4 protein-coding genes are annotated in these 3,042 nt (G+C 40.5%); all 4 read left to right on the top strand.

The window, feature by feature from the left end; genetic code table 11:
* Positions 1-857, top strand: an 857-nt coding sequence (locus tag ACJHX3_RS24515) for an RHS repeat-associated core domain-containing protein (protein WP_375097357.1), incomplete at its 5' end; no start/stop codon positions are given.
* 26 nt (positions 858-883) lie between these two features.
* On the top strand, positions 884-1,228 hold the full coding sequence (locus ACJHX3_RS24510) for a hypothetical protein (RefSeq protein WP_001279013.1): 345 nt from the start codon (positions 884-886) through the stop codon (positions 1,226-1,228).
* A 345-nt stretch (positions 1,229-1,573) separates the two neighbouring features.
* Positions 1,574-2,710, top strand: a complete 1,137-nt coding sequence (locus ACJHX3_RS24505; RefSeq protein ID WP_000421032.1) for an ISAs1 family transposase — start codon at positions 1,574-1,576, stop codon at positions 2,708-2,710.
* Positions 2,711-2,988: 278 nt separating this feature from the next.
* Positions 2,989-3,042: IS1 family transposase (locus ACJHX3_RS24500; RefSeq protein WP_129692851.1), on the top strand; the 54-nt coding region annotated here is incomplete at its 3' end.

Here is a 3,042-nt window from a genome sequence, read left to right as displayed (position 1 = left end):
TCCCGGCAGAACTTGTGAGGATGCTGGACAGGCTGGAGGGGGAAATCCGGGCAGACCGCGTGAGCAGTGAAAGCCGCCAGTGGCTGGCACAGTGCGGGCTGACGGTGGAGCAACTGGAAAAACAGGTGGAGCCGGAATACACACCGGCGCGAAAAGTTCATCTTTACCACTGCGACCACCGGGGCCTGCCGCTGGCGCTCATCAGCGAAGACGGCAATACGGCGTGGAGCGGGGAGTATGATGAATGGGGCAACCTGCTGAATGAGGAAAACCCGCATCACCTGCACCAGCCGTACCGTCTGCCAGGGCAGCAACACGATGAGGAGTCGGGGCTGTATTATAACCGTCACCGGTACTACGATCCGTTGCAGGGGCGGTATATCATCCAGGACCCGATAGGGCTGGCGGGGGGAATAAACCCGTACAGTTATGTTATGAACAATCCTGTGCAATGGATTGATCCATTGGGATTAGCTCATACTTCAGGAAAATGGAAGGACTGTGGTAAAGGTTGTCGAATCCGAATAGATGGCGATGCTGTTGGTGACGGAAGACATTTGCATTGGGAGTGTAAAAATGGGAGTGGTGTAATGGGGGAATTTGGAGGTATGTCCCATGGTGAGGATTACTCATCAGCACCAAATAGCATTAAGAAATGTGCAAAAAAATATGGTTTCGAGCCAGAACCAAGTAAAGATCTGTCATGCAAAACCTCCGGGCTATCAACTACTGATGCGGCTCTTGCAACTGGTGCTACAATTGGCGCAGGGTATGTTATATATAGAGTGATTCGATTTATACCTTCACTTGCACCACCTCTTTGGTGGTCAATACCTGCAAACGTTGTTACTCCATGATTAAAACGGATAATGGAGATTATATAATGAGCGATTTTGACATTGTGAGTTCAATTGACTGGCATGATGGGGTTTTGTTAGAAGTAAAAACGACATTCAAAGAATCTCATTTTAACATGACGTTATTTATTGACATTTATAAAAATGAGAACATTAGGGAAAAAATGATAGTTGAATTTTCTGATGTAGATGATTTAGTGTTCGCTATGGATTCTGCTGAGTTAATCGATAATCACAAGTCAGGTAATATAAGTAATGGGTATATAAAGAAATTAAAAAACAAAAGGATATATAAATTTTTTCTTTATTTTTCTGATGGCTTATTAAGCATGACATTTAAAAATTTACAATTAATAAAACCATTAGAGTAACCAAATAAAAGGACTGGAGGAATCAGGGGAAGATCATTAAAGTTGTGATTATCATCACAACTTTAATCTTGGTTTTACCTTGTTGATTTGATTAAAATTCAATCGCCAAATAATTAAATATATTAGAAAAGGACGTCTGGTGAACATTCAAAGTCTTCTTGAGCATATTCCCATTATTCTTGATCTTAATGAACCCAATGGGCAGGGAAAGATCATCAGAAGTTCACTTTCTGTACTAAATAATTCGCATTTTATGTTTAAAAATTGAGATATTCCTCATTACCTAAAGCTGTTTTTATTGCTTATACATGATCAAATACTCCTTACATAATTAAGGAGAACAAAATGGAACTTAAAAAAATGATGGAACATATTTCTATTATCCCCGATTACAGACAAGCCTGGAAAGTGGAACATAAATTATCGGATATTCTACTGTTGACTATTTGTGCCGTTATTTCGGGTGCAGAAGGTTGGGAAGGTATAGAGGATTTTGGGGAAACACATCTCGATTTTTTAAAACAATATGGTGATTTTGAAAATGGTATTCCTGTTCACGATACCATCGCCAGAGTTGTATCCTGTATCAGTCCTGCAAAATTTCACGAGTGCTTTATTAACTGGATGCGTGATTGTCATTCTTCAGATGATAAAGACGTCATCTCAATTGATGGAAAAACACTCCGGCACTCTTATGACAAGAGTCGCCGCAAGGGAGCGATTCATGTCATTAGTGCGTTCTCAACAATGCACAGTCTGGTCATCGGACAGATCAGGACGGATGAGAAATCCAATGAAATTACAGCTATCCCTGAACTTCTTAAGATGCTGGATATTAAAGGAAAAATCATCACAACTGATGCGATGGGTTGCCAGAAAGATATTGCAGAGAAGATACAAAAACAGGGCGGTGATTATTTATTCGCTGTAAAAGGAAATCAGGGACGACTAAATAAAGCCTTTGAGGGAAAATTTCCGCTGAAAGAATTAAATAATCCAGAGCATGACAGTTACGAAATAAGTGAAAAGAGTCACGGCAGAGAAGAAATCCGTCTTCATATTGTTTGCGATGTCCCTGATGAACTTATTGATTTCACGTTTGAATGGAAAGGACTGAAGAAATTATGCGTGGCAGTCTCTTTTCGGTCAATAATAGCAGAACAAAAGAAAGAGCCAGAAATGACGGTCAGATATTATATCAGTTCTGCTGATTTAACCGCAGAAAAGTTCGCCACAGCGATCCGAAATCACTGGCACGTAGAGAATAAGCTGCACTGGCGTCTGGACGTGGTAATGAATGAAGACGACTGCAAAATAAGAAGAGGAAACGCCGCAGAATTATTTTCAGGGATACGGCACATCGCTATTAATATTTTGACGAATGATAAGGTATTCAAGGCAGGGTTAAGACGTAAGATGCGAAAAGCAGCCATGGACAGAAACTATCTCGCGTCAGTCCTTGCGGGGAGCGGGCTTTCGTAATCTTTCCCTGTATTGTGAAATCATCAAGAGTACATATAGATCATGATAAAGATATTTTTGATGGCCTTGACAAAATCTTGGCTTTTTCCGATAATAATAAACATGAGTATTTTTTATATATAAAGGCATATTGGCTCAGTTTATACTTTTGTGAAATTTCACAGAACGTGAGAGAAAGAGATAAGTTGTCATTTTATTATAATGAATTTTCTGTCCGATTTCCGGTGATGCTGCCAACTTACTGATTTAGTGTATGATGGTGTTTTTGAGGTGCTCCAGTGGCTTCTGTTTCTATCAGCTGTCCCTCCTGTTCAGCTACTGACGGGGTGGTG

Origin of the sequence: Escherichia sp. WS1265 (genome assembly GCF_046487585.1) — a bacterium.
GTDB lineage: Bacteria > Pseudomonadota > Gammaproteobacteria > Enterobacterales > Enterobacteriaceae > Escherichia > Escherichia coli.
The sequence above is the reverse complement of the archived record's forward strand: the minus strand, read 5'-3'. Positions and strand labels throughout refer to the sequence as shown.

What these genes read in the sequence shown, in the direction of transcription:
- ACJHX3_RS24510 (WP_001279013.1), top strand. Translation starts at nt 884, where the DNA reads ATGAGCGATTTTGACATTGTGAGTTCAATTGACTGGCATGATGGGGTT.
- ACJHX3_RS24505 (WP_000421032.1), top strand. Translation starts at nt 1,574, where the DNA reads ATGGAACTTAAAAAAATGATGGAACATATTTCTATTATCCCCGATTAC.